24 protein-coding genes and 1 tRNA gene are annotated in these 20,979 nt (G+C 64.8%); 6 read left to right on the plus strand and 19 right to left on the minus strand.

Annotation, left to right across the window (positions count from 1 at the left end; all coding sequences use genetic code 11):
• Positions 1 to 76: 76 nt before the first annotated feature.
• A complete protein-coding gene (locus ACKTEK_RS08385) occupies positions 77 to 1,249 on the minus strand; it encodes an isovaleryl-CoA dehydrogenase (protein ID WP_409164775.1) in 1,173 nt (390 codons plus the stop codon).
• Between the two features lie 37 nt (positions 1,250 to 1,286).
• Positions 1,287 to 1,745 carry a GNAT family N-acetyltransferase gene (locus ACKTEK_RS08390; protein WP_409164776.1) on the minus strand — a complete coding sequence of 153 codons (459 nt, stop codon included), beginning with the start codon at positions 1,743 to 1,745 and terminating at the stop codon, positions 1,287 to 1,289.
• A 134-nt stretch (positions 1,746 to 1,879) separates the two neighbouring features.
• Here ACKTEK_RS08390 and ACKTEK_RS08395 point away from each other — a divergent pair, with 134 nt between their 5' ends.
• Positions 1,880 to 2,632, plus strand: coding sequence for a 2-keto-4-pentenoate hydratase (locus ACKTEK_RS08395; protein WP_409164777.1), 753 nt, complete (start codon positions 1,880 to 1,882; stop codon positions 2,630 to 2,632).
• A 6-nt stretch (positions 2,633 to 2,638) separates the two neighbouring features.
• Here the strand turns inward: ACKTEK_RS08395 and ACKTEK_RS08400 are convergent, their stop codons facing one another.
• The 5 genes from ACKTEK_RS08400 to ACKTEK_RS08420 form a co-directional block, all read right to left on the minus strand.
• The gene (locus tag ACKTEK_RS08400; RefSeq protein ID WP_409164778.1) at positions 2,639 to 3,805 is read right to left on the minus strand and encodes a DegT/DnrJ/EryC1/StrS family aminotransferase; all 1,167 of its coding nucleotides are present in this window, start codon (positions 3,803 to 3,805) and stop codon (positions 2,639 to 2,641) included.
• Complete coding sequence (locus ACKTEK_RS08405) at positions 3,792 to 4,772, minus strand: Gfo/Idh/MocA family protein (protein ID WP_409164779.1); 981 nt, start codon at positions 4,770 to 4,772, stop codon at positions 3,792 to 3,794. The genes ACKTEK_RS08400 and ACKTEK_RS08405 overlap by 14 nt, the downstream gene beginning before the upstream one ends.
• Positions 4,773 to 4,796: 24 nt before the next feature.
• Positions 4,797 to 6,203, minus strand: a complete 1,407-nt coding sequence (gene mgtE, locus ACKTEK_RS08410) for a magnesium transporter (RefSeq protein ID WP_409164780.1) — start codon at positions 6,201 to 6,203, stop codon at positions 4,797 to 4,799.
• A gap of 116 nt (positions 6,204 to 6,319) precedes the next feature.
• A tRNA-Leu gene (locus ACKTEK_RS08415) sits at positions 6,320 to 6,404 on the minus strand.
• A gap of 89 nt (positions 6,405 to 6,493) precedes the next feature.
• Positions 6,494 to 6,769 carry a FliM/FliN family flagellar motor switch protein gene (locus ACKTEK_RS08420; protein ID WP_409164781.1) on the minus strand — a complete coding sequence of 92 codons (276 nt, stop codon included), beginning with the start codon at positions 6,767 to 6,769 and terminating at the stop codon, positions 6,494 to 6,496.
• Between the two features lie 58 nt (positions 6,770 to 6,827).
• Here ACKTEK_RS08420 and lipB point away from each other — a divergent pair, with 58 nt between their 5' ends.
• Positions 6,828 to 7,541 carry a lipoyl(octanoyl) transferase LipB gene (lipB, locus tag ACKTEK_RS08425; protein WP_409164782.1) on the plus strand — a complete coding sequence of 238 codons (714 nt, stop codon included), beginning with the start codon at positions 6,828 to 6,830 and terminating at the stop codon, positions 7,539 to 7,541.
• Between the two features lie 4 nt (positions 7,542 to 7,545).
• On the opposite strand, the gene ACKTEK_RS08430 is transcribed toward lipB, so the two are convergent.
• From ACKTEK_RS08430 to accC, 4 genes are all read right to left on the minus strand, one after another.
• Positions 7,546 to 7,830 carry an acylphosphatase gene (locus tag ACKTEK_RS08430; RefSeq protein WP_409164783.1) on the minus strand — a complete coding sequence of 95 codons (285 nt, stop codon included), beginning with the start codon at positions 7,828 to 7,830 and terminating at the stop codon, positions 7,546 to 7,548.
• Positions 7,827 to 8,306, minus strand: coding sequence for a gamma-glutamylcyclotransferase family protein (locus ACKTEK_RS08435; RefSeq protein ID WP_409164784.1), 480 nt, complete (start codon positions 8,304 to 8,306; stop codon positions 7,827 to 7,829). Before ACKTEK_RS08435 ends, ACKTEK_RS08430 begins: the two co-directional genes overlap by 4 nt.
• Positions 8,307 to 8,321: 15 nt before the next feature.
• A complete protein-coding gene (locus ACKTEK_RS08440; RefSeq protein WP_409164785.1) occupies positions 8,322 to 9,548 on the minus strand; it encodes a class I SAM-dependent methyltransferase in 1,227 nt (408 codons plus the stop codon).
• 121 nt (positions 9,549 to 9,669) lie between these two features.
• Entirely contained in the window at positions 9,670 to 11,676 is a 2,007-nt protein-coding gene (accC, locus tag ACKTEK_RS08445; RefSeq protein ID WP_409164786.1) for an acetyl-CoA carboxylase biotin carboxylase subunit, read from the minus strand.
• 268 nt (positions 11,677 to 11,944) lie between these two features.
• On the opposite strand from accC, the gene folP reads away from it, so the two are divergent.
• The 4 genes from folP to ACKTEK_RS08465 are packed head-to-tail and all read left to right on the plus strand — an operon-like array spanning position 11,945 to position 14,414.
• Complete coding sequence (gene folP / locus ACKTEK_RS08450; protein WP_409164787.1) at positions 11,945 to 12,769, plus strand: dihydropteroate synthase; 825 nt, start codon at positions 11,945 to 11,947, stop codon at positions 12,767 to 12,769.
• 4 nt (positions 12,770 to 12,773) lie between these two features.
• Positions 12,774 to 13,160: a dihydroneopterin aldolase gene (gene folB, locus ACKTEK_RS08455; protein ID WP_409164788.1), complete on the plus strand. Its 387-nt coding sequence runs from the start codon at positions 12,774 to 12,776 to the stop codon at positions 13,158 to 13,160.
• A gap of 2 nt (positions 13,161 to 13,162) precedes the next feature.
• On the plus strand, positions 13,163 to 13,651 hold the full coding sequence (gene folK / locus ACKTEK_RS08460; RefSeq protein ID WP_409164789.1) for a 2-amino-4-hydroxy-6-hydroxymethyldihydropteridine diphosphokinase: 489 nt from the start codon (positions 13,163 to 13,165) through the stop codon (positions 13,649 to 13,651).
• Positions 13,644 to 14,414: a TSUP family transporter gene (locus tag ACKTEK_RS08465; RefSeq protein ID WP_409164790.1), complete on the plus strand. Its 771-nt coding sequence runs from the start codon at positions 13,644 to 13,646 to the stop codon at positions 14,412 to 14,414. The genes folK and ACKTEK_RS08465 overlap by 8 nt, the downstream gene beginning before the upstream one ends.
• Before the next feature lie 41 nt (positions 14,415 to 14,455).
• Here the strand turns inward: ACKTEK_RS08465 and ACKTEK_RS08470 are convergent, their stop codons facing one another.
• The 8 genes from ACKTEK_RS08470 to ACKTEK_RS08505 all read right to left on the minus strand — a co-directional run bounded on the left by ACKTEK_RS08470 (position 14,456) and on the right by ACKTEK_RS08505 (position 20,971).
• On the minus strand, positions 14,456 to 15,988 hold the full coding sequence (locus ACKTEK_RS08470) for an acyl-CoA carboxylase subunit beta (protein WP_409164791.1): 1,533 nt from the start codon (positions 15,986 to 15,988) through the stop codon (positions 14,456 to 14,458).
• Between the two features lie 85 nt (positions 15,989 to 16,073).
• Entirely contained in the window at positions 16,074 to 17,111 is a 1,038-nt protein-coding gene (locus ACKTEK_RS08475; protein WP_409164792.1) for an adenylate/guanylate cyclase domain-containing protein, read from the minus strand.
• 7 nt (positions 17,112 to 17,118) lie between these two features.
• Complete coding sequence (locus ACKTEK_RS08480) at positions 17,119 to 17,880, minus strand: ATP12 family chaperone protein (protein ID WP_409164793.1); 762 nt, start codon at positions 17,878 to 17,880, stop codon at positions 17,119 to 17,121.
• Positions 17,877 to 18,566 (minus strand): HAD-IA family hydrolase, encoded by a 690-nt coding sequence (locus ACKTEK_RS08485; protein ID WP_409164794.1) that lies wholly within the window; start codon positions 18,564 to 18,566, stop codon positions 17,877 to 17,879. Before ACKTEK_RS08485 ends, ACKTEK_RS08480 begins: the two co-directional genes overlap by 4 nt.
• A complete protein-coding gene (locus ACKTEK_RS08490) occupies positions 18,563 to 18,832 on the minus strand; it encodes a hypothetical protein (protein WP_409164795.1) in 270 nt (89 codons plus the stop codon). Before ACKTEK_RS08490 ends, ACKTEK_RS08485 begins: the two co-directional genes overlap by 4 nt.
• Complete coding sequence (locus ACKTEK_RS08495; protein WP_409164796.1) at positions 18,829 to 19,821, minus strand: RluA family pseudouridine synthase; 993 nt, start codon at positions 19,819 to 19,821, stop codon at positions 18,829 to 18,831. Before ACKTEK_RS08495 ends, ACKTEK_RS08490 begins: the two co-directional genes overlap by 4 nt.
• Positions 19,818 to 20,204, minus strand: coding sequence for a fluoride efflux transporter CrcB (gene crcB, locus ACKTEK_RS08500; RefSeq protein ID WP_409164797.1), 387 nt, complete (start codon positions 20,202 to 20,204; stop codon positions 19,818 to 19,820). The genes ACKTEK_RS08495 and crcB overlap by 4 nt, the downstream gene beginning before the upstream one ends.
• A complete protein-coding gene (locus tag ACKTEK_RS08505; protein WP_409164798.1) occupies positions 20,201 to 20,971 on the minus strand; it encodes a glycosyltransferase family 32 protein in 771 nt (256 codons plus the stop codon). The genes crcB and ACKTEK_RS08505 overlap by 4 nt, the downstream gene beginning before the upstream one ends.
• Between the last annotated feature and the right edge of the window lie 8 nt (positions 20,972 to 20,979).

Consider the following 20,979-nt stretch of genomic DNA (forward strand, 5'->3'; position numbering starts at 1 on the left):
TGTTGTGACAAGTAAACGCGCAACCGCCTGAAAGTTTCCTGAATGACGATGGTTATTTTTCGTTCAGGTTCATCACTCAACTTGTTTGCTCGAAAAGCTCGCGCCCGATCAGCCACCTGCGAATCTCGCTGGTGCCCGCGCCGATCTCGTACAATTTGGCGTCGCGGAGCAGCCGCCCGGTGCCGTAGTCGTTGATATATCCATTGCCGCCGAGGCACTGGATTGCCTCCAGCGCCATCCACGTTGCGGTCTCTGCCGCGTAGAGGATCGCACCGGCGGCATCCATCCGTGTGGTCATCCCCCGGTCGCAGGCCCGCGCAACAGCGTAGACATAGGCCCGCGCGGTGTTCATGCGGGTGTACATGTCGGCGACCTTGCCCTGCATCAACTGGAAGGTCCCGATCGGCTGGCCGAACTGCTTGCGCTCGTGCAGGTACGGCATGACGATGTCCATGCAGGCCTGCATGATGCCCACGGACCCGGCAGACAGCACGGCGCGCTCGTAGTCCAGCCCGCTCATCAGGATGTTCACCCCACTGCCGACCTGGCCCAGCACGTTCTCCTCGGGAACCTCGCAATCCTCGAAGACGAGTTCGCAGGTGTCGGAGCCGCGCATGCCGAGCTTGTCGAGCTTCTGGGCGGTGGAGAAGCCCTTCATGCCCTTCTCGATCAGGAAGGCCGTCATGCCGCGCGGCCCCGCGTCCGGGTCGGTCTTGGCGTAGACGACCAGCGTTTCGGCGACGGGACCGTTGGTGATCCACATCTTGTTGCCGTTCAACACGTAGCGGTCGCCTTTCTTGTCGGCGCGCGTGCGCATGGACACGACGTCCGATCCAGCGCCCGGCTCCGACATGGCCAGTGCGCCGACATGCTCACCCGAAATCAGCTTCGGCAGGTAGCGCGCCTTCTGGTCGGCATTGGCGTTGCGGCGGATCTGGTTGATGCAGAGGTTCGAGTGCGCCCCGTAGGACAGCCCCACCGAGGCTGAACCGCGGCTGATCTCCTCCATCGCGATGCAATGTTCGAGGTAGCCAAGCCCGGAGCCGCCATCTGCCTCCTCCACGGTGATGCCGTGCAGGCCAAGCTCGCCGAGCTTCGGCCAAAGGTGCATCGGGAACTCGTTGGTCCGGTCGATCTCTGCTGCAATCGGGGTGATGGCATCGGCGGTGAAGCCTGCCACCGTGTCGCGGATCATGTCGGCGGTGTCGCCAAGGCCGAAATCGAGGCCGGGTTGAGAATTGGGGATCATGGGTTTCCTGCCTGTCTGCCGCGCTTCACCGGCGCGGTCACGTCTTCGGGGGAGAATAACGGTACTGGACGAAGGGAGAAAGCGTCGCCACCTGGTCGTAGAGCTTGCGGGCGCGCGTGTTGAAATGCTGCGTGTTCCAGTAGACCCGGCTGGAACCGCGATCTGCCGCCGTGGCGTAGACCGCTTCGATCAGAAGCCGCCCAACGCCGCCGCCGCGCACGTTTGGGTCGACGAACAGGTCTTCAAGGTAGCAATAGCCGCTATCGCTCCATGTCGAGCGATGGAACAGGTAGTGGACAATGCCGATAAGCCGGCCGTCGCCATCGACCGCGCAGAACCCGTGCGGATCCTGGTTCTTGTCCAGCAGGCGCAGCCACGTGGTTTCCGTGATCTCGTCGGAAACGGCGGATTCGTAATAGGTCAGGTAGCCCTGCCACAGCGGGTCCCACCCGGCGCGGTCACGTGCTTCCAGTTTGCGGATCGTGATATCGGCCATTGGTTCTCCGCGCTGCGATTGTGCTTGACCGCCACTTGAGCGGCAAACGATCGCGCGTTCAACTGCCGTTCGCGTATTGGCCTCATGCCCTGCGATGGGTAACACTCGTTGAAAACGAGAAATCCGGAGGTTCCATGTCCAGTCCCGATACGCAGACCATCGCCAGCGCCGTCCTCACCGCCTTTGGCGACGTCGTGTCCATCCCCTCGTTCGACGGCCTCGACATGGATCAGGCCTACGCGGTGACCGAGGAAATCCGCAAGCGGCGGGTCGCCAATGGCGAGCAGGTCGTTGGCATGAAGATCGGCTTTACCAATCGCTCGATCTGGGACGAATACAATGTCCATGCGCCGATGTGGGGCTACATGTACGACACCACCGTCGCACCGCTGGAAGGTGACCTGGACCTCGCCACCTTCATCGAGCCGCGCATCGAGCCGGAAATCTGCTTCAGCATGGAGCGCACGCCCTCACCTGAGATGAGCGACGAGGAATTGCTGGCCTGTGCAGGCTGGGTGGCGCACGGGTTCGAGGTGGTGCAGTCGCCGTTCAGGGATTGGCGCTTCACCGCCCCCGACACGGTCGCCGCCTACGGGCTGCACGGCAAGCTGCTGCTCGGCCCGCGCCACCCCGCAAGCGACCTCGGCGATTTCGAAATTAGGCTGAAAGGCAGTGACGGCACGGTGGAACACGGCGGCACGTCACTGGTGCTCGGCGGCCCGGTGAAGGCCCTGCGCCATGCGCTGGAAATCGGCTGCCCCGTGGAGGCCGGTCACATGGTGACGACCGGCACGCTGACGCGCGCCGTGCCCATCGCACCCGGTCAAACGTGGGAGACCGAGACGCGCGGCACGAACATCGCAGGCATCGCCGCGACGTTTGCCTAGGAAGCGTCAGGCGATGGCTGCGAGAAACCGCTCGACCACGTACTCGAGTTCGTCGTCGGTCAGGTCCGCGTGGATCGGCAGGCTGAGGACATCTTCGGCCAGAGCTTCCGAAACCGGGTGACGCTCGCCCTCGCCAACCCACTGCGCGAACGCCGGGTGCCGGTGCAGCGGAATGCGGTAGAACAGGCCGGTGCCGATCCCGTCTTCCTGCAGCTTGGCGCGCACGCCGTCGCGGTTCTTCACACGCACGGTGTAGAGCGCATAGGCGCTGTCGTGGTCTTGTGGAATAAAGGGCAGCGAGGTCTTGCCGGTCAGGCGTTCGGTGTACATTGACGCGAGCCTGCGGCGCGCACCCAGTTCCTGCTCGAAGGCGGCAAGCTTAACCTGCAGCACGGCAGCCTGGATCGTGTCGAGACGGCCGGTCATGCCAAGGCGCAGCGCCTCGTCACCGTCGCCGGCGCGGCCGTGGTGACGGATCTGGCGAACGGCTTCGGCGAGATCATCGTCGGCTGCGAAGATCGCGCCGCCGTCGCCGTAACAGCCGAGCGGCTTGGTCGGGTAGAAGCTGGTCGCCGAAAGCGGTGCCATCGCGCCGACACGGGTGTTGCCCGCCTCGCCGCCATAGCTCTGGGCGGCATCGGCAATGACGCGCACGCCATAGGCTTCGGCGACCCTGTTGATCGCCTGGTAGTCAGCGGGCAGACCATAAAGGTCGACCGGCATGACGACCTTCGGCGTCAGCTTGCCTTCCTTCTTGATACGCTCCATGGCGCGGGCAAGGTCGTCCGCGTCCATGTTGAACGTGTCTTCGCGCACGTCGACGAAGACCGGCGTCGCGCCAACTGAGGCAACCGAACCGGCGGTCGCGGAGAACGTGAAGGCCGGCACGAAGACCGCATCGCCCGCGCCAACGTCCATTGCCATCAGAGCCATGATGAGCGCGTCACGGCCCGAGGAAACGCCGATCGCGTGCTTCACGCCGGCAAAGGCCGCGAGGTCTTCTTCCAGCGCCGAGACTTCCGGCCCGAGGATGAACTGCCCGTGGTCGAGCACGCGGTCGATGCGCGCCTCGATTTCCGCGCCAAGGCGCGCCTTCTGGCGCTGCAGGTCGAACAGGTTGACCTGGCGGCGGACGAGTTCCGGCTTGGCATGGGCGGAATTAGCTTGCGACACGCGACAACTCCTGAGCGGATGCGGACACGCTTTCACCCAGCGCGGCCTCGATTTGCTGGACGATGGCGAGCGCGTTTCGCCCGGTCTCGCCCGTGATGGTGGGTGTGCCGCGCTGGGCGCAGCAGGAAAGGAATTCGGCGATTTCCGCGCCAAGGTTGTCATGGCGCTCGACTTCGCCTTCCGACGCCCCGACAGCCCCCTCGCCCAGCGTTTCGGCAAGGCCGTTGACGCTGACCGCAGACAGCTTGCTGTTCTGGAGGTCGCAAAGCAGCGCGCGATCTTCTTCCATCACGCGAAGGGTGCGTTCGCCCGACGTACCGACGCGGCCCGCAGTCAGGATCGCCGCAGCGCGATTGGCAAAACCGATGCGCGCGGTCACGTGGTCGGCAGTGCGGTTGACGAGGCACAGCCCGTCCGCCGTGACGCTGACCGGCTCGGAGCCGACAAGGTCCAGCACAAGGTCGATATCGTGGATCATCAGGTCGGAGACGACGCTGACATCGTTGGCGCGCGGACGGAACGGCACCAGCCGACGCGCTTCCACCAGCATCGGCTTGGAAACCGCCTGCTTGAGCGCGCCGAACACGGTGGAGAACCGCTCGATATGACCGACCTGCAGCACCACCTTGCGCTGCCGCGCGGCGTCGATCAGCGCATTGGCCTGCTCGACGGTCTCGGCGATCGGCTTCTCGACGAAGACATCCAGTCCCGCCTCGATGCACTCGCGCGCAATGTCGTAGTGGAGAGACGTCGGCGCGGCGATGGAAACCGCGTCCACCTTGCCGAACAGGTCGCGGTGGGCAGCCATCGCCTCGCAGCCGAGTTCGCCGGCGCGCACACGGGCGCGCTCACCGTCGGCATCGACGACGGCGACAAGCTCAGCGTCTGGATTCAGGGCGTAGTGCCTTGCGTGGAAAGAACCGAAATACCCCAACCCGACGACCGCGGTACGGACACGACTCGTCATGGCTGCGGGTTTCGCACTGCGGGCCTATAGAAGCAAGGCTGCCGCCAGACCGAGAAACGCAAAAAACCCAACAACATCGGTAACAGTCGTGAGAAACACGCCCGACGCCACGGCGGGGTCCGCGCCGAACTTGTTCAGCGCCAGCGGAATGACGATCCCCGACAGCCCCGCAACGACCATGTTCAGCACCATCGAGAAGGCGATGACGCCGCCAAGTGGCGCGCTGCCAAACCACGCCCATGTCACCGCGCCGATGATGATGGCAAAGCCGGTTCCGTTGAGCAGACCCACCAGCATTTCACGCGAGACGATGCGCGCGGCGTTGTAGCCGCCCAATTCGCGGGTTGCGAGCGCGCGCACCGCCACCGTCATGGTTTGCGTGCCGGCATTGCCGCCCATGGACGCGACGATGGGCATGAGGATCGCCAGCGCCACCATCTGCTCGATGGTCGCGTCGAACAGCCCGATCACGAGCGACGCCAGCACCGCCGTCGCGAGGTTGATGAGAAGCCAGATGAAGCGGCTGCGCGCGGTGTACCAGACCGTATCGGTCATCTCTTCGTCGCCGACGCCCGAAAGGCGGCGGATATCCTCTTCCACCTCCTCGGTGATGACGTCGACGATGTCATCGACCGTGATGATGCCGACGAGGCGCTGGTCCTCGTCGATGACACCGACGGAGACAAGGTCGTAACGGTCGAACATGCGGCCGACCTCTTCCTGGTCCTCGTCGGCCTTCACGGTGATGGGGTCTGAGTCCATCAGCTCGGAAATCTGCACCGGCCGCTTGGCGCGCAGGATGTGGTTCAGCGTCACCGTGCCCTGCAGGTGGAAGGCCGGGTCGACCACGTATAGTTCGTAGAACTCTTCCGGCAGGTCGTCGGTCTCGCGCATGTAGTCGATGGTCTGGCCGACGGTCCAGAAGGGCGGCACTGCGATGAACTCCGTCGACATGCGACGGCCGGCGCTCTCTTCTGGGTATTCGAGGCTTCGCGAAAGCTGGAGCCGCTCGAACTCGGGGATCTTGTCGAGGATCTCCGCCTGGTCGGCCTCGTCGAGGTCCTCCAGGATGTAGACCGCATCGTCGCTTTCCAGCTCGCGCAGACCTTGCGCGACGAACTCGGACGGCAGGTCCTGCAGCAGGCGTTCGCGAATCGTGTCGTCGACTTCGGTAAGGACGGTGAAGTCGAACGCATCGCCGCTCAGCACCACGAAGGGGACGCGCTGGTCCGGGCTGAGCTGCTCGAGAAGGTCGGCGATATCGGCGGCGTAGAGGCTCTCAGTGCGCTGTTCCAGCGCCTCGCGGTCTCCCGCCTCGATCAGCGAGACGACTTCCTCAATGAAATCCTTGGAAAATGCGCCGGACGCGTCGAGTTCTGCCCCCGTGGAGGCGTCGCTCTCTTCAGTCGTGCTGGTTTCGGGTTCGGTCAACGCCAATTGGCCACCCACGGAACGGTTGGAATTCGACTTCAGCGGAAATAATCCGGTTTGCGTCGGATGCTAGCACGTCGGCATAAAAAAAGGCCCCTCGAAAGGGACCTTTTATCTGGTGCGGTCGAGAAGACTCGAACTTCCACGGGTTGCCCCACAGCGACCTCAACGCTGCGCGTCTACCAATTCCGCCACGACCGCTTGAACCAGACATTTCCGCCGCAAGGCGGGCCGCTTCCTAACAAATATGGATTCCGCCTTCAAGCGGTGTTTCGCGCCTTTTGCGAGCCTCACGGCCCCTTCAGCAGCATTTCGATGATCTGGAGCTTGATCCGGTCGCCGTCCACAATCACCTCGCCCTTCGCCACGGGCTTGTCATTGGCATAGAGCGTAAAGACTTCCGCCTCCTGGCTCGCCATCTCGATCACCGCACCACGGCCCATGCGCAGCAACTGGTGGACGGGCATGGTGGCCGACCCCAAATGCACGGCTAGATCGATCTGGACACTTCCGATGAGGCTCATGGTGTGACAATTCTGGTCGGCAGCCGGGCGCGGACGCGCCATCGGCCGCTCTGGCGGCGGAGAATCCTCTGCCCCAATCTGTGCGGGATTTGGTTATCAGATGGTTAACACGCCGCGTTCCGAATTGGCCCGGACCCGGGAAAATGTCGTCCCGGCTGGCGACGCGCAGCCCGTCGACTGGCGGATTCTCGCAGGCCTGAGCGACTACGAGCCGACGCTTGGCGACATGGAAGCGCGCGTTGCCGAAATTGCTTCGGGCGATGCCGCGGAGGCTGTGTGGCTGCTCGAACACCCCCCGCTCTACACCGCCGGCACCAGCGCCGCCGACGGCGACTTGCTGACACCGGGGCGATTCCCTGTCTTCCGGACCGGGCGCGGCGGCGAATACACCTATCACGGCCCCGGACAGCGCATTGCCTACGTGATGCTGAACCTCGCCGCGCGCGGCAACGACGTGCGCCGCTATGTGGCCGACCTCGAAGACTGGATCATCGCCACGCTGGCCGCCTTCAACGTCACCGGCGAACGGCGCGAGGACCGCGTCGGGGTGTGGGTGCGCCGACCCGACCGGGGCACCGAGGACAAGATCGCTGCCATCGGCATCCGCGTGCGGCGCGGCGTCGCCTTTCACGGCATTGCCATCAACGTGGACCCCGACCTCGACCACTTCTCCGGCATCGTGCCCTGCGGAATTCGCGGCCACGGCGTCACCAGCCTTGTCGATCTCGGCATCCCGGTCACGCTGCCGGAAGTCGACAGCATAATGCGGCGCACCTTTGAAGAGGTCTTCGGGCGTTCGACGCAAGGCGCCTGAGCCTTCAGGCCGTATCGCGAACCTCGAACCCTTTTGGCGCAGCTCCGCCTTCGGAAATGATCTCGATTGTGTCGACGCTCGCATCCGGCGGGCCAGCCTTCATGCGGCCCAGCATCTCGTCCACGTCTTCCGGCGTGCCGTCCAGAACTGCTTCCACGCTGCCATCGCGCCGGTTGCGAACCCAGCCGTCCAGCCCGATCTCGTCAGCCTGCTGCTTCGTCCACGCGCGGTAGTAGACACCCTGCACACGGCCTCGCACGACGAGTTGGAGACAACGATTGAAGATCATGGCTTCCAGCTTCTTCCCGGTGCGCGCGGCCGCGCCGGGCCAATGGGACGCGAGCGGAACCAGCCTGTAAGCTCACTCACATAGGGCTCCGGCAGGTCCCAGGCACGGGCTGCGGGGATGACGACGCCTTCGAGATAGGCCCGCACGGGCTTCCCCTCGCTCGTCTGCGTCCCGGCATAGGCAAAGGCCCGCAAGCGCCCCTGCCCGGTCTCCAGCGTCACGTCGCGCACCAGGTAGCGGCGCAGGCGCACGCCCTCGTAGTGGTCGAGCACGCCGCGATGCTGCGGCTGGATGCGCCACACCACGCCCCACACGGCATTGCCCAGCGACGGGCGAATGGAGGCCGTGCCGCGCTGGTTGATGAAGAACGCCCAGCCGTCGAGCCGGGCCGGCCCCAGCGGGCGCGCTCCGGGGCAGCGCGCCGCCATCTGCGCGCGCGACATGTTGGACCCGTAGGCAAAGTAGAGACGCGCCAAGTGAGAAAGCCCGGTTCAGTGGTTGGCCGCGCGCAGCGAGGATTCACGCTCGGTGATGTAGTCGCGGGTGAAGGCGACCGCATCCGCAGCATGGGACACGAGGATCTGAAACACCATGTGCCCGCCGGTATAGAAGGTCTGCTCCACCGCGTTGAGATAAACCTCCCACATGCGCGTGAAGCGCTCCCCCATCATTTCCACGACCTCGTCGCGCCGCGCCTCGAAGCGCTCGCGCCAGTGCCGGATCGTCCAGCCGTAGTGGTGGCGCAGCAACTCGCAGTCGGCGACCCACAGCCCTTCGCGCTGCGTCGCCTCGAAGACCTCCGACATGGATGGAATATAGCCGCCGGGAAAGATGTACTTGGTGATGAAGGAGGACGACGGCTCCGGCGAACCGGAATAGCCGATGGCGTGCACCAGCGCGTAGCCGTCCGGCGTCAGCCGTTCGCCGATGGTGCGGAAATACTCCCGGAAATAGGGCTGGCCGACATGCTCCATCATGCCGACGGAGACGATGCGGTCGAACTGGCCTTCCAGCTCGCGGTAGTCGGTCTGGACGAAGGTGACCCGGTCGCTGAGGCCGTGGTCGGCGGCACGCTGGCGCGCCCGCTCGATCTGGTGCGGCACGGGTGAGATACCGGTGACCTGCGCACCCGTTGCTTCCGCCAGATAAACAGCAAGCCCGCCCCACCCCGAGCCGATTTCCAGCACTTTCATGCCCGGCTCGATGTCCAGCTTGGCCGCGATATGGCGCATCTTGGCCAGTTGCGCGCCTTCCAGCGACATGTTGCGCTTGGGAAAATAGGCGCAGGAATAGTTCATCTCCCGGTCCAGCCACATGGCGTAGAATTCCGGCGGATGATCGTAGTGTTCCTTGGCATTCCTCGCCGCGCGGTGCACCGAGTTGGCCTGCGACAGGGACCGCGTCAGCCAGTTGAAGCCGTTCACCAGCGCCATCGGCGTTGAATGGTCGAAGGCATTGCGGTTGACGGAGTGCAGGCGGATCAGGTCGTGGATGGTCGAACCCGGCTCCAGCGTCAGCCGGCCGTCCATGTAGGCTTCCGCCGCACCGCTTTCGGGATTGAGGAGGATGGTGCGCGCGACGCTGCGGTCCTGAAAGCGAATGGCGACCCTCGGCCCGCCTTCGCCGTTACCGAAGACGTGGCACGACCCATCGTGGTCGAAGATCGTCAATTCACCGCGCACGAAGACGCGTCGAAGCACCGACGCGAGTATCCGCATGGCGTACACCCTCGCTACCAGATGCGGCAAACCGGCCCGGCAAAGGGGCGGAAATGCCCGCCATGAAAGTCAGGTTAGCGAGTTTTTGACCGAAGGTGAAGTTTCACGAGAGGATTCGCGATTATTCGAATTCCATCATCACCGCATCGACGGCGAGGCTGTCGCCCGGCTCCACGTGGATCGCGCTGACGGTGCCGTCGCGCTCGGCGCGCAGCACGTTCTCCATCTTCATGGCCTCGACCACGGCGAGCGTTTCACCCGCCTTGACCTCCTGCCCCTCTTCCACCGCGATGGAGACGACGAGACCCGGCATCGGGCACAGCAGCATCTTGGAGGTGTCGGGCGCGACCTTTTCCGGCATCAGCGCGGCAAGCTGCGCCTCGGTCTCGGTGTAGACGCGTGCCTGCACCTGTACGCCGCGATAGTCGAGCCGCCAGCCGTTGAGGATCGGGCGCATCTGCACGCTGAATGGCTCGCCGTCCACGGTGCCGTGGAACACCGACAGGCCCGGCACCCACTCGCTGGTGACGATCATCGCCTCGCCGCGCTCTTCCAGCGTGACGGTGTAGCTCGGCCGGCTACCGGCGATGGACACCGCAACCGACTGCTCGCCAAGCACCACCACGCGGTAGGCGGCAAAGTCGAATCGGTTGTGCTCCATCTGCTGGGTGATGGTGCGCCGGCGCGCGTTGTTGATGCCGTCGGCAATCGCGGCGACGGCGGCAAGCACCCCGACAGCGCCCTCGTCCGGCTCGTTGGGGAAGAACCCGTCCGGATATTCCTCGGCGATGAAGCCGGTCGACAGCTGGCCGGACACCCAGCGCGGGTGCTCCATGATGGCCGAGAGGAACGGGATGTTGTGCTGGATGCCCTCGATATAGAAGGCATCGAGCGCACGCCCCATGTGGCTGATGGCCTCCTCGCGTGTCTGCGCGTGGGTGCACAGCTTGGCGATCATCGGGTCGTAGAACATCGAGATCTCGCCACCTTCCACGACGCCGGTATCGACGCGCACGGTGCGGCCCGCGTCGTCGGTCGATTCCTGCGGCGGGTGGTAGTGTGTCAGACGCCCGATGGACGGCAGGAAATTGCGATACGGGTCCTCGGCATAGATGCGCGCCTCGATGGCCCAGCCATCCAGCGTCACGTCGTCCTGCGTGAAGGACAGCTTCTCGCCCGCCGCGACGCGGATCATCTGCTCGACGAGATCGACACCGGTGATGAGCTCCGTCACCGGGTGCTCCACCTGCAGGCGGGTGTTCATTTCGAGGAAATAGAAGTTCTTGTCCTGGTCGGCGACGAACTCGACCGTGCCGGCGCTGTGGTAGTTGACCGCATTCGCCAGCGCGACGGCCTGCTCGCCCATCGTCTTGCGGGTCTCTTCGTCCAGCAGCGGCGACGGCGCTTCTTCCAGCACCTTCTGGTTGCGGCGCTGGATGGAGCATTCGCGCTCGCCGAGATAGATCGCGTTGCCATGCTTGTCGGCGATGAGCTGGATCTCGATGTGGCGCGGATTGACGATGAACTTCTCGATGAAGACGCGGTCGTCGCCGAACGAGGATTTCGCCTCGGATTTCGCGCGCGAATAGCCTTCCGCCACCTCATCGGCCGAGTGCGCGATGCGCATGCCCTTGCCGCCGCCGCCCGCCGATGCCTTGATCATCACGGGATAGCCGATCTCGTCGGCGATCTTCACGGCTTCGTCCGGGTCCTCGATCACACCGAGATGGCCGGGGACGGTATTGACCTTGGCCTCGTTGGCGAAGCGCTTGGACTCGATCTTGTCGCCCATCGCCTCGATGGCGTTCACCGGCGGTCCGATGAAGGCGATGCCTTCCTTCTCGAGCGCCTGCGGGAAGGCTGCGTTCTCCGAAAGGAATCCGTAGCCCGGATGCACCGCTTCCGCGCCGCTCTGCTTGCAGGCGGCAACGATCTTGTCGATCACAAGGTAGGAGTCTGCCGCCGCCGGCGGCCCGATGTGAATCGCCTCGTCGGCCATGCGCACATGCAGCCCGTCACGGTCCGCATCCGAGTAGACCGCGACCGTGGCAATCCCCATGCGGCGGGCGGTCTTGATGACGCGGCAGGCAATCTCGCCGCGGTTGGCAATCAGGATTTTCTTGAACATGCGCGAGGCCGGCTGACTGGTTCTTGTTGTCGTTTCAGGGTCTGTGAACCTACCCTCGCCGCGCCGATACCGCAACGCGGCAGGTGCGCCGGGTTCCCCGACATTTGTCGCACACGCTTAAGGCCCCAAAGGCGTTAAAATACCTGTTCCGGGCGGCAATTTCACATGGCGTTCGCGCGCGCGGTGGTCTAACACCACGCGAATGTCAGACGATCGACCCACAACGGCAGAATTCCGCGCCCCTGCGCCGCGGCGAAAAGTCGGCGGCATGGCCCCGGCGCGCAGCGACCGTGCGCTGCTGATGGCGGCGCTGAACGTCACGCCCGATTCCTTTTCCGACGGTGGTCACTTCTTCGATCCCGACAAGGCGATCGCACGCGCCGCCGAGATGGTCGCGCAAGGCGCCGACATTCTCGATATCGGCGGGGAATCCACCCGCCCCGGTTCCGCCGAAGTCAGCGCCGAGGAAGAACTTGCCCGGCTCATCCCGGTGTTCGACGCGGTGCTGCCCAGCATCACCGTTCCCGTCTCCATCGATACCTACAAGGCCGACACCGCCGACGCCGCGCTGAAGGCCGGCGCAACCATCGTCAACGACGTTTGGGGCTTCACGCGCGATCCCGAGATTGCCGCCGTCACCGCCCATCACGATGCCGCCGCCATTATCGGCCACTGGGAGCCGGACCTGTCGCGCCAGCCGCGCGAGGAGGTCATTCCCCGCATGGTCGCGTTCCTGGAGCGCCAGGTCGAGGCTGCGCTCAAGGCCGGCGTGAAGGGCGAGCGCATCACGCTCGATCCCGGCATCGGCTTCGGCAAGACGCCGGCCCAGAACCTCATCGTCCTCGACCGGATCGCCGATCTCTGCGCGCTCGGATTCCCTGTCCTCGTCGGCGCGTCACGCAAGCGCTTCATCGGCGAAATCACAGGTCGTGACCCGCTGGATCGCACCGCCGGCTCGCTCGCCGCGCACTTGCAGGCTGTCGCCAACGGCGCGGCCGCAATCCGCGCCCATGACATTGCCGAACACCATGATGCGATGCGCGTGATGCACGCGATCGCCACGCGCGCCATGCCGCGCAAAGACCAAGGATAATCCCATGACGACCCCCATTTCGCGCCGCGACAAGATCTTCATTCGCGACATGGCCTTCCATGCCAATCACGGCGCGTTCGAGCACGAGAAGGACTATCCGCAACCCTTCCTGGTGGATTTCGAAGGCGAGATGTTTCTCGCCCCGTCTGCCGAATCCGATGATGCCGGCGACACCGTGCGCTACGACCTCGTGGCCGGCACCATCCGCGAGGTGGTCGAGGGCGAACGCTACAACCTGATCGAGACGCTGGCCGAGGAAATCGCCGAGCGTGTGCTGGAGACCTATGCCGGTATCGAGACGGTGCACGTCCGCGTGCGCAAGCCGCATGCCTCGGTACCAGCCCTCGTTGGCGAGGTCGGCGTCGAAATCTTCCGGCGCCGCGAGAAATGAACGTGACCGCCAAAATCACCAGCGGCAACACCGTGCCGAATGCCCCCGTCCGCGCCCATATCGGGCTTGGCGGCAACATGGGCGAGCGCCAGGCAAACCTCGAAACGGCCATCGCGAAGCTCGACGCGACGGACGGCATCGCCGTCGTGAAGACCTCGACCTTCATCGGCACCGAGCCGTGGGGCAAGACCGATCAGGACTGGTTCCTCAACGCGGCCATCGCGCTCGACACGACGCTCAGCGCCCGGCAGCTGCTGGAAACCTGCCTTGCCATCGAAACCTCCATGGGCCGGGTGCGCACCGAGAAATGGGGCCCGCGCATCATCGACCTCGACATCCTCACCTATGGTGATGCCGTGATCGACGAGGACGGGCTGCAGGTCCCCCACCCCTACATTCCCGAACGGCCCTTCGTGCTGGAGCCGCTGGCGGAAATCGCGCCGGACCTCAAGGTCGACGGGCGCAAGATCAGCGATCTCCTAAATGGATAGCGGGCCGCTGCTCGATTTCGACTTTCCCGCGACGACGCTCGCCCTCGTCGCCATCACCTTCTTGGTGGCCGGTTTCGTGAAAGGCGTCGTCGGCGTCGGCTTCCCGACGATTGCCGTCGGGGTGATGACCGCAGTCATTGGCCTCCAGCCAGCCTTGACGCTGGCGGTCATTCCAGCGGTCACGTCCAACGTCTTCCAGGCGCTCTCCGGCGATCACCTGCGTGAACTGTTCGCGCGGTTCTGGAAGTTCTTCCTGGCAGCCGTCATCTTCACGTGGGTCGGCGTGCTCATCGTCGTGAAGACGAGCCACCCGCTGCTGCCGCTCGTGCTGGCGGCCAGCCTCATCGTCCAGAGCGCATTCAGCCTTGCCAACTACCGCCCGGTCATCCCCGCCCGGCGCGAGACGCTGCTGTCGCCGCTGCTGGGCGCGGCGACCGGCGTCATCATGGGGCTGACGGGTTCGGGGAGCATTCCATCGGTCTACTATTTCGATGCGCTCGGCCTCGACCGAAACCGCCTCGTGCAGACGATGGGGATGTTGTTCCTGACGCTGACGCTGGCACTTGGCATCTCGCTGTTCGAACGCGCTGCCTATGACGGGCACATGTTCGCCATTTCGCTGGCGGGCATCGTGCCGACCGTCATCGGCCTGTTCGCGGGCCAGCGCCTGCGCCACAAGATGCCGGAAACGATGTTCCGCAAGGCGCTCTACCTGGCACTCATGGGGCTGGGCTTCGTGATCGTCTTCCGCACGCTGGCCTGAGGCACTTCACGCAGACAATCGACGGTCAGAGCCGGCCCGCCCTAGAGCGGGATGTTGTCGTGCTTGCGCCAGGGACGATCGACCTTCTTGGTGCGCAGCATGTCGAGCGCACGCGCCACGCGGCGGCGCGTCGAATGCGGCATGATCACCTCGTCGATATAGCCGCGTTCCGCCGCGATGAACGGGTTCGCGAACCGCGTCTCGTATTCCTTGATCCGCTTGGCGATCTTGTCGGGGTCCGAAAGCTCCGAGCGGTAGAGAATCTCGGCAGCGCCCTTCGGCCCCATGACCGCGATTTCCGCGCTCGGCCAGGCATAGTTGATGTCGCCGCCGATATGCTTCGACGCCATCACGTCATACGCGCCGCCATAGGCCTTGCGGGTGATGACCGTGACCAGCGGAACGGTCGCCTCGGAATAGGCAAACAGCAACTTCGCCCCGTGCTTGATGAGACCGCCATATTCCTGCGCCGTGCCCGGCAGGAAGCCCGGCACATCCACGAAGGTGACGATGGGAATGTTGAAGCAGTCGCAGAAGCGCACGAAGCGCGCCGACTTGCGGCTGGCATCTGAATCCAGCACGCCCGCCAGCACCATCGGCTGGTTGGCGACGATGCCGACCGTGTGGCCGTCGATGCGCCCGAAGCCGGTGATGATGTTCTTGGCGAAGTCCGGCTGCACCTCGAAGAAGTCCTGCTCGTCCACCGCCTTCAGGACGAGTTCCTTCATGTCGTAGGGCTTGTTCGGATTGTCGGGGATCAACGTGTCGAGGCTCTCGTCGATGCCCTGCGAACCCTCAAAAGACTTCATGTGCGGGACGCCGGTCGTGTTGTTCAGCGGCAGGAAATCCATCAGGCGGCGCACCTGCAGCAGGCACTCGACATCGTTGTCGAAGGCGCAGTCGGCGATGGAGGACTTGGTGGTGTGGATCGACGCACCGCCAAGCTGCTCCGCCGTCACCGTCTCGTTGGTGACGGTCTTCACAACGTCCGGCCCAGTCACGAACATGTAGCTCGTGTCGCGCACCATGAAGATGAAGTCGGTCATGGCGGGCGAGTAGACGTCGCCGCCCGCGCACGGTCCCAAGATGACGGAAATCTGCGGGATGACGCCGGACGCCATCACGTTGCGCTTGAACACCTCGCCATAGCCGCCGAGCGCCGCAACACCTTCCTGGATGCGCGCGCCGCCGGCATCGAACAGGCCGATCACAGGCGCGCGGTTCTTCAGCGCCATGTCCTGGACCTTGCAGATCTTCTGCGCATGGGTTTCCGAAAGCGAGCCGCCGAACACGGTGAAGTCCTTGGCAAACACGAAGACGCAGCGACCGTTGATCGTGCCCCACCCGGTGATGACGCCATCGCCGGGGACCTTGCTCTCCTGCATGCCGAAATCGGTGCAGCGGTGCTCGACGAACATGTCGAACTCCTCGAACGAGCCTTCGTCGAGCATCAGCGTCAGGCGCTCGCGCGCGGTGAGCTTGCCGCGGCCGTGCTGCGCCTCGATGCGCTTTTCGCCGCCGCCAAGCTTCGCGACGTCCCGGCGCTCGGCCAGCTGATCCAGAATCTCGTGCATGAACTCCCCCACCGAAGACAAAAGGCGCGTCTAGTTATCAGGCCGCGCAGAGCCGACAAAGCCGACTTTCGCTCTAACACGCAGCCTAGCTGGCGCGTGAAAGTTCGCAAATGGCGATCTTCTCGCGCACGCCCTTGAGATCATACGCGCCGTGTTCGTGCGCCGCCACTGCCTGCGGCAAGTCGGTTCGCCCAAGCAGCGTGCCGGAAATCGTCAACTTAGAGCCGTTGGTCTTGGCGACGGCCTCGATGCGCGAGGCAACGTTCAGCACGTCACCGAGGTAGACGATCTGCCGGCGGCTGTCGCCCATTTCACCGGCGACCACCGCCCCGCCATGCAGGATGACGCGAATCTGAGGTTCTAGCCCGAAACGCTGCCGGTAGGCGTCGCCGCGTGCCCGCAGCACATCGCACACCGCGAAGGCCGCCTCGATCACGCGCCGGTTTTGTGCAGGCGGCCCCATCGGCCAGTCCGCGATCAGCGCATCGCCAACGAAGCTCATCACTTCGCCTCCCCGGTCGACAACGGGCGCATCGATGTCGAAGAAGACCTGCGAGACAAAGGCGTGGAAGTACTCGTCCCCGATCTGCTCGGCGATGGCCGTGGAACCGACGATGTCGAAGATCGCAAAGATGCGCTCTTCCCGGCGCGGCTTGTGATAGCGCCCGCTCATCAGCAGCGAAAAGTTTCGCGGTCCCACCAGCTGCCGCATCTGCATCACGAACAGGATCGCCGCCATAGCAACGAGTGAGAACAGCGTGTCGCGCACGAGATCGGAAAACAGGTATTCGCCGCTGAGATCGACGGCGCTGAGCGAAACCAGCCGCACGTTCACCTGCAGAATGACCGCGATCAGCGCGGTATGGATCAGCGTGCGGAAGATGAGGCTGGCGCCGAGCGGAAACGACTTGATCCAGCGTCCGAACCGGCTGCGCATGACGAATATTTCAAAGCCGCTGGTCGCGCAGGCGATCATCAGCCCGGCGCGCATGCCGCGCAGCGGCGGCGCGGATTGGGGTCCCTCCAGCGGGTAGGACAGCGCCGTGTAGACATATCCGATGAGCCCGCCGACCAGCGAGACTGTCAGCCACAGCGCCAGTCGCGCCTGTTGGCTGCGGCTCATCGTGGGGTCAGCCCGCGTTGCCGGGCTGCAGCGCCGCCATGACATTCGCGGCCGCGTCGAACTCGCGTTTGCGGGCTGCCCGCCGGGCCATCGCCTCGGCATCCTCGCCCCACTGGCGCATTTGCCAGTCTTCGTCCACGTGGGCAGCTTCCCAGGCGCTGTCGGGGCTGGTGCGCCCCTCGCGAACAGCGAGCGCCAGCACGGCGGACCCGGACAAGGTGGTTAGCGTGTGAAGCGCAGCCAGCTCGATCGCCGAAAGTGTCTCCAGCTGCTGCGCGATGCCGTCCGCCGCCTCGACATCCTGCGAGATCGGCATGACGCCCTCGGCCAGCACGAGTTGCATCCCGAAACGCTCGTTGAACCAGTTGATGAGCCCGTCCCACGCCTCGCGTTGCGCGGCAATCAGGCTATCCGGGCTTTCGGCGCGGTAGCAGACAAGGTCCGAGCAGGCATAGGCGGCCACATCGCGCGCAACCTCGGCCTTCACCGTGCGCACACCGTCAATTGCCGTGTTGGCAAGCCGTGTCACCGGCATGGTCGCCGGGTTCACAACCTCGAGCTGCGCGTCCCATTCATCGGCAATCAGCCTAGCGAGCATGTCGGTTGGAACCGACAGCGGGTTGCGCGCCGGCGTCTTCAGCGGGCGGTTGTCGAGCAGCACGTCATGCCCGCCTTCGGTCGCTCGCACCGTCACGTCTTTGTAGAAACGCTTCGGCAGTTCCATGCGTGAAAGCTCCTGCGCGCGCAGCAGCGGATTGTCGTCGCTCACGTAGCCGTCTCCCTGTGCTCGCCGCTCAGCGATGCGATGGCCTCGTCCAGCGCGGAAAAATCGTCGATGACGAGGGACGCGCCCGCCGGGCGCAGGTGTTCCGTGTCGTGGTAGCCCCATGACACGCCGATGCCGCGCGCGCCAGCCGAACGCGCCATCTCCATGTCGAACACCGTATCGCCGATGACAAACGTGCGCTCCGCCGGGATGCCGCATTCGCTCATGGCTGTTGTCACCATGGAGGGGTGCGGTTTGGAGGGGTGATCGTCAGCCGTTTGGATCGAGACGAAGTGTGCGTGCCAGTCGTAGCGTTGCAGGACGTGGTCCACGCCGCGGCGCGACTTGCCGGTTGCGATGCCGAGGATGAGATCGTCGCGCGCGGCAAACCGCGAAATCGTCTCCGGCGCGCCGGGAAACAGCGGCTCGCGCGAATCCTCCTGCCGCCGCAGCGTCTGGAACGCCTCCCGGTAGGCCCCGGCGAGACGTTCGTGCTGTGCATGGTCCGACGCCACCAGCCGCGCCATTGCTTCCACCAGCGACAGGCCAACGACCGACAGCATGGTCTTACGGTCCGGCAGGTCGAGCGACTCCGACTCGAACGCCGCCGTCAGCGCGGCCACGATCATGTGCTGGCTGTCGACCAGCGTACCGTCCATGTCGAAGAGTACGAGCGTCGGTTCGCTCATGTGTCGTTGCCGTCCCTGTGGTCGCCGTCCTTGTTGCCGCCGTCGCGCGCTTCGATGCGTTCAATACGGGATTCGTGATTTGCGACCAGCTTCTCGATCGCCGCGTTGGTCCGCTTCATCTCGGCCAGAAGTTCGGTCATCGCAGCGTCGTTGGGCGTCGCCGGCTTCCCGCCCAGCATGATGCGCGCCTGGCGGCGGCTGTAATACACGATGCCGGCGACGATGACGGCGAACAGGAAGATGACGAGATATTCGAGCCAGCTCATGCCTCGTCATCCCCGTCCACGGCCCCGCTCGCGGGCACCTCGAAACCGAAGAACGCAAACGTGTCCACCATGTGCTTGGGCAGCGGCGCAGTCACGTCGACGATCTTGCCGGTTCGCGGATGCTTGAAGCTCAGGCGCCTTGCGTGCAGGTGCAGCCGGTTCTCAAGTACCGGCGGCGTCAGCGCATCGCCTTCGTACTTGTCATCGCCGAGGATCGGCGTGCCGATGGCCGCCATGTGCGCGCGCAGCTGGTGCTGGCGGCCGGTCAGCGGCTTGAGGCTGACCCAGGCTGCCGTGGTTGCGACCTTGTCCACGACGGAATATTTCGTGACGGCGCGCTGCGCATCCGCCTCGCCCTTGTGCGCGGCGCGGACGCGGTCGCCCTTCGGCCCCTTCGCCTTGATGAGGTCGATGTCGATCTCGCCCTGCACCGGGTCCGGCACGCCGCCGGTCACCGCCCAGTATATCTTGCGCACCGAACGCGTCTGGAACGCCTTGCCGAGGCTCGCCGCGATGGTGCGGCGCTTGGCAATCGCCAGCACGCCGGAGGTCTCGCGGTCGAGCCGGTGGACGAGGCGCGGGCGCTTCTCGCCCTGCCCCATGCCGGCGAGAATGCCGTCGATATGGCGCGACATCTTCGATCCGCCCTGTACCGCAAGCCCCGGTGTCTTGTTGAGGATCAGCAGGTCCTCATCCTCGTAGATCGCGAGATCCGCGATCAGCTTGCGGTCGGCGGCGCTGGCGCTGGGCGGCGGTGGCTTCGGCTTGTCGTCGGTCGCATGGACCGCCATCGGCGGCACGCGCACCTCCTGCCCCTGCGCGATACGCTGGTTGGCCTTGGCGCGCGATCCGTCGACGCGCACCTGCCCCGTGCGCAACAACTTCTGCAGTGCACCATGGCCGAGTGCGGGATAGCGCTCGCGAAACCAGCGGTCGAGGCGCATGCCGTCCTCGTCCGCGTTGATGCTGACCGTCTCGGACCCGCTCACAGCGCGCTCCGCATGGCAACCAGTCCCGCCCAGCAGGCGGCAATCGACAGCAGCACCGAACCGCCCACGTAGAGAAGCACGAGTCCTGTCTCGCCGCGCTCGGCGAGCGCCATCGTGTCCAGCGAGAATGCGGAGAAGGTCGTGAACCCCCCGAGGAAGCCGGTCACCAGCAGCAATCGCATGGCGGAACTGCCTTCGCCCCGCGCGACGATGTACTCCACGAAACAGGCGATGAGGAACGAGCCGACGACGTTCACGATGATCGTGCCCCACGGAAACCGCGTCCCGAGCGCAGACGCCGCCCACAGCCCGACAAGGAAGCGCGACGCCGCGCCTGCCCCGCCGCCGCACGCGACCAGCAAGGCCTGCTGAACGAGGCTCATCGCGGCTTTCCGTTCGCTAGCGGTTGCTTACCTGCGCCTTTGCCAAGCAGGCGAGCACCCTTCAAGCGCAGATAGTCCAGCGTGAAGCGCTCTTTCCAACTGCCGCTTCCAAGATGATAGCCGTAGGTCATGCCGTTGTTCAGGAGCTCCGTGGCTTCCGTGCGCCGGCGCGTGCGCCGCGGATTGAAGGCGATGCGTCGTTCGACGCGCACGCCTTGGTACCGGTCCGCGCCTGCCTGGTAAATCCTGTTGAGGAAACCCGGCCCCGTCGAAGACGTGACTTCGGCATATGTTTTCGGACTGGGCGGGTTTTCGCGCAGACTGTCGATGCAGTCGCGCCACAAGGGATGGCCGGGCTCGGACGCAAAGACGAAATTGCAGACAGCGTCCCGCCAGTCTCCGTAGTCAATGTTGCGTTCGCTGGCGAGCATCACCTGACAACCGGCATAGTCGTAGGGGCGCAGGAAGATGTAGTCGAGGTCGCAATACAGCCCGCCGAAATCCAGCATCATCAGGTAGCGGAAGGAATCCGCCCGCATGATCGGCATGGTGAAACCGGAATAGACCGGGAAGAAATCCGGATGGTTTTCGCGGACATAGGTGTCCATTGCCGCGTCGGTCCACAGTCGATAGTCCCAGTCCTTGTGATAGGTGCGAACCGACTGGACGGCATGGTGCAAGCGCGCCGGGATGCGCTCGTCCTTCCAGGTCTGGTGGATGATCTTCGGTATGCCCATGCGTTGTGCCCGCGGCCAGCGATCGCCCATCGTTAGGC

Origin of the sequence: Tepidamorphus sp. 3E244 (assembly GCF_046159835.1) — a bacterium.
Taxonomy (GTDB): Bacteria; Pseudomonadota; Alphaproteobacteria; order Rhizobiales; family Tepidamorphaceae; genus JACKJK01.

Bases quoted from the DNA above. Each gene is read 5' to 3' on its own strand.
- ACKTEK_RS08385 (WP_409164775.1), bottom strand. From the start codon at position 1,249: ATGATCCCCAATTCTCAACCCGGCCTCGATTTCGGCCTTGGCGACACC.
- ACKTEK_RS08390 (WP_409164776.1), bottom strand. From the start codon at position 1,745: ATGGCCGATATCACGATCCGCAAACTGGAAGCACGTGACCGCGCCGGG.
- ACKTEK_RS08395 (WP_409164777.1), top strand. From the start codon at position 1,880: ATGTCCAGTCCCGATACGCAGACCATCGCCAGCGCCGTCCTCACCGCC.
- ACKTEK_RS08405 (WP_409164779.1), bottom strand. From the start codon at position 4,772: ATGACGAGTCGTGTCCGTACCGCGGTCGTCGGGTTGGGGTATTTCGGT.
- ACKTEK_RS08420 (WP_409164781.1), bottom strand. From the start codon at position 6,769: ATGGCGCGTCCGCGCCCGGCTGCCGACCAGAATTGTCACACCATGAGC.
- lipB (WP_409164782.1), top strand. From the start codon at position 6,828: ATGGTTAACACGCCGCGTTCCGAATTGGCCCGGACCCGGGAAAATGTC.
- ACKTEK_RS08430 (WP_409164783.1), bottom strand. From the start codon at position 7,830: ATGATCTTCAATCGTTGTCTCCAACTCGTCGTGCGAGGCCGTGTGCAG.
- ACKTEK_RS08440 (WP_409164785.1), bottom strand. From the start codon at position 9,548: ATGCGGATACTCGCGTCGGTGCTTCGACGCGTCTTCGTGCGCGGTGAA.
- accC (WP_409164786.1), bottom strand. From the start codon at position 11,676: ATGTTCAAGAAAATCCTGATTGCCAACCGCGGCGAGATTGCCTGCCGC.
- folP (WP_409164787.1), top strand. From the start codon at position 11,945: ATGGCCCCGGCGCGCAGCGACCGTGCGCTGCTGATGGCGGCGCTGAAC.
- folB (WP_409164788.1), top strand. From the start codon at position 12,774: ATGACGACCCCCATTTCGCGCCGCGACAAGATCTTCATTCGCGACATG.
- ACKTEK_RS08465 (WP_409164790.1), top strand. From the start codon at position 13,644: ATGGATAGCGGGCCGCTGCTCGATTTCGACTTTCCCGCGACGACGCTC.
- ACKTEK_RS08470 (WP_409164791.1), bottom strand. From the start codon at position 15,988: ATGCACGAGATTCTGGATCAGCTGGCCGAGCGCCGGGACGTCGCGAAG.
- ACKTEK_RS08475 (WP_409164792.1), bottom strand. From the start codon at position 17,111: ATGAGCCGCAGCCAACAGGCGCGACTGGCGCTGTGGCTGACAGTCTCG.
- ACKTEK_RS08485 (WP_409164794.1), bottom strand. From the start codon at position 18,566: ATGAGCGAACCGACGCTCGTACTCTTCGACATGGACGGTACGCTGGTC.
- ACKTEK_RS08490 (WP_409164795.1), bottom strand. From the start codon at position 18,832: ATGAGCTGGCTCGAATATCTCGTCATCTTCCTGTTCGCCGTCATCGTC.
- crcB (WP_409164797.1), bottom strand. From the start codon at position 20,204: ATGAGCCTCGTTCAGCAGGCCTTGCTGGTCGCGTGCGGCGGCGGGGCA.
- ACKTEK_RS08505 (WP_409164798.1), bottom strand. From the start codon at position 20,971: ATGGGCGATCGCTGGCCGCGGGCACAACGCATGGGCATACCGAAGATC.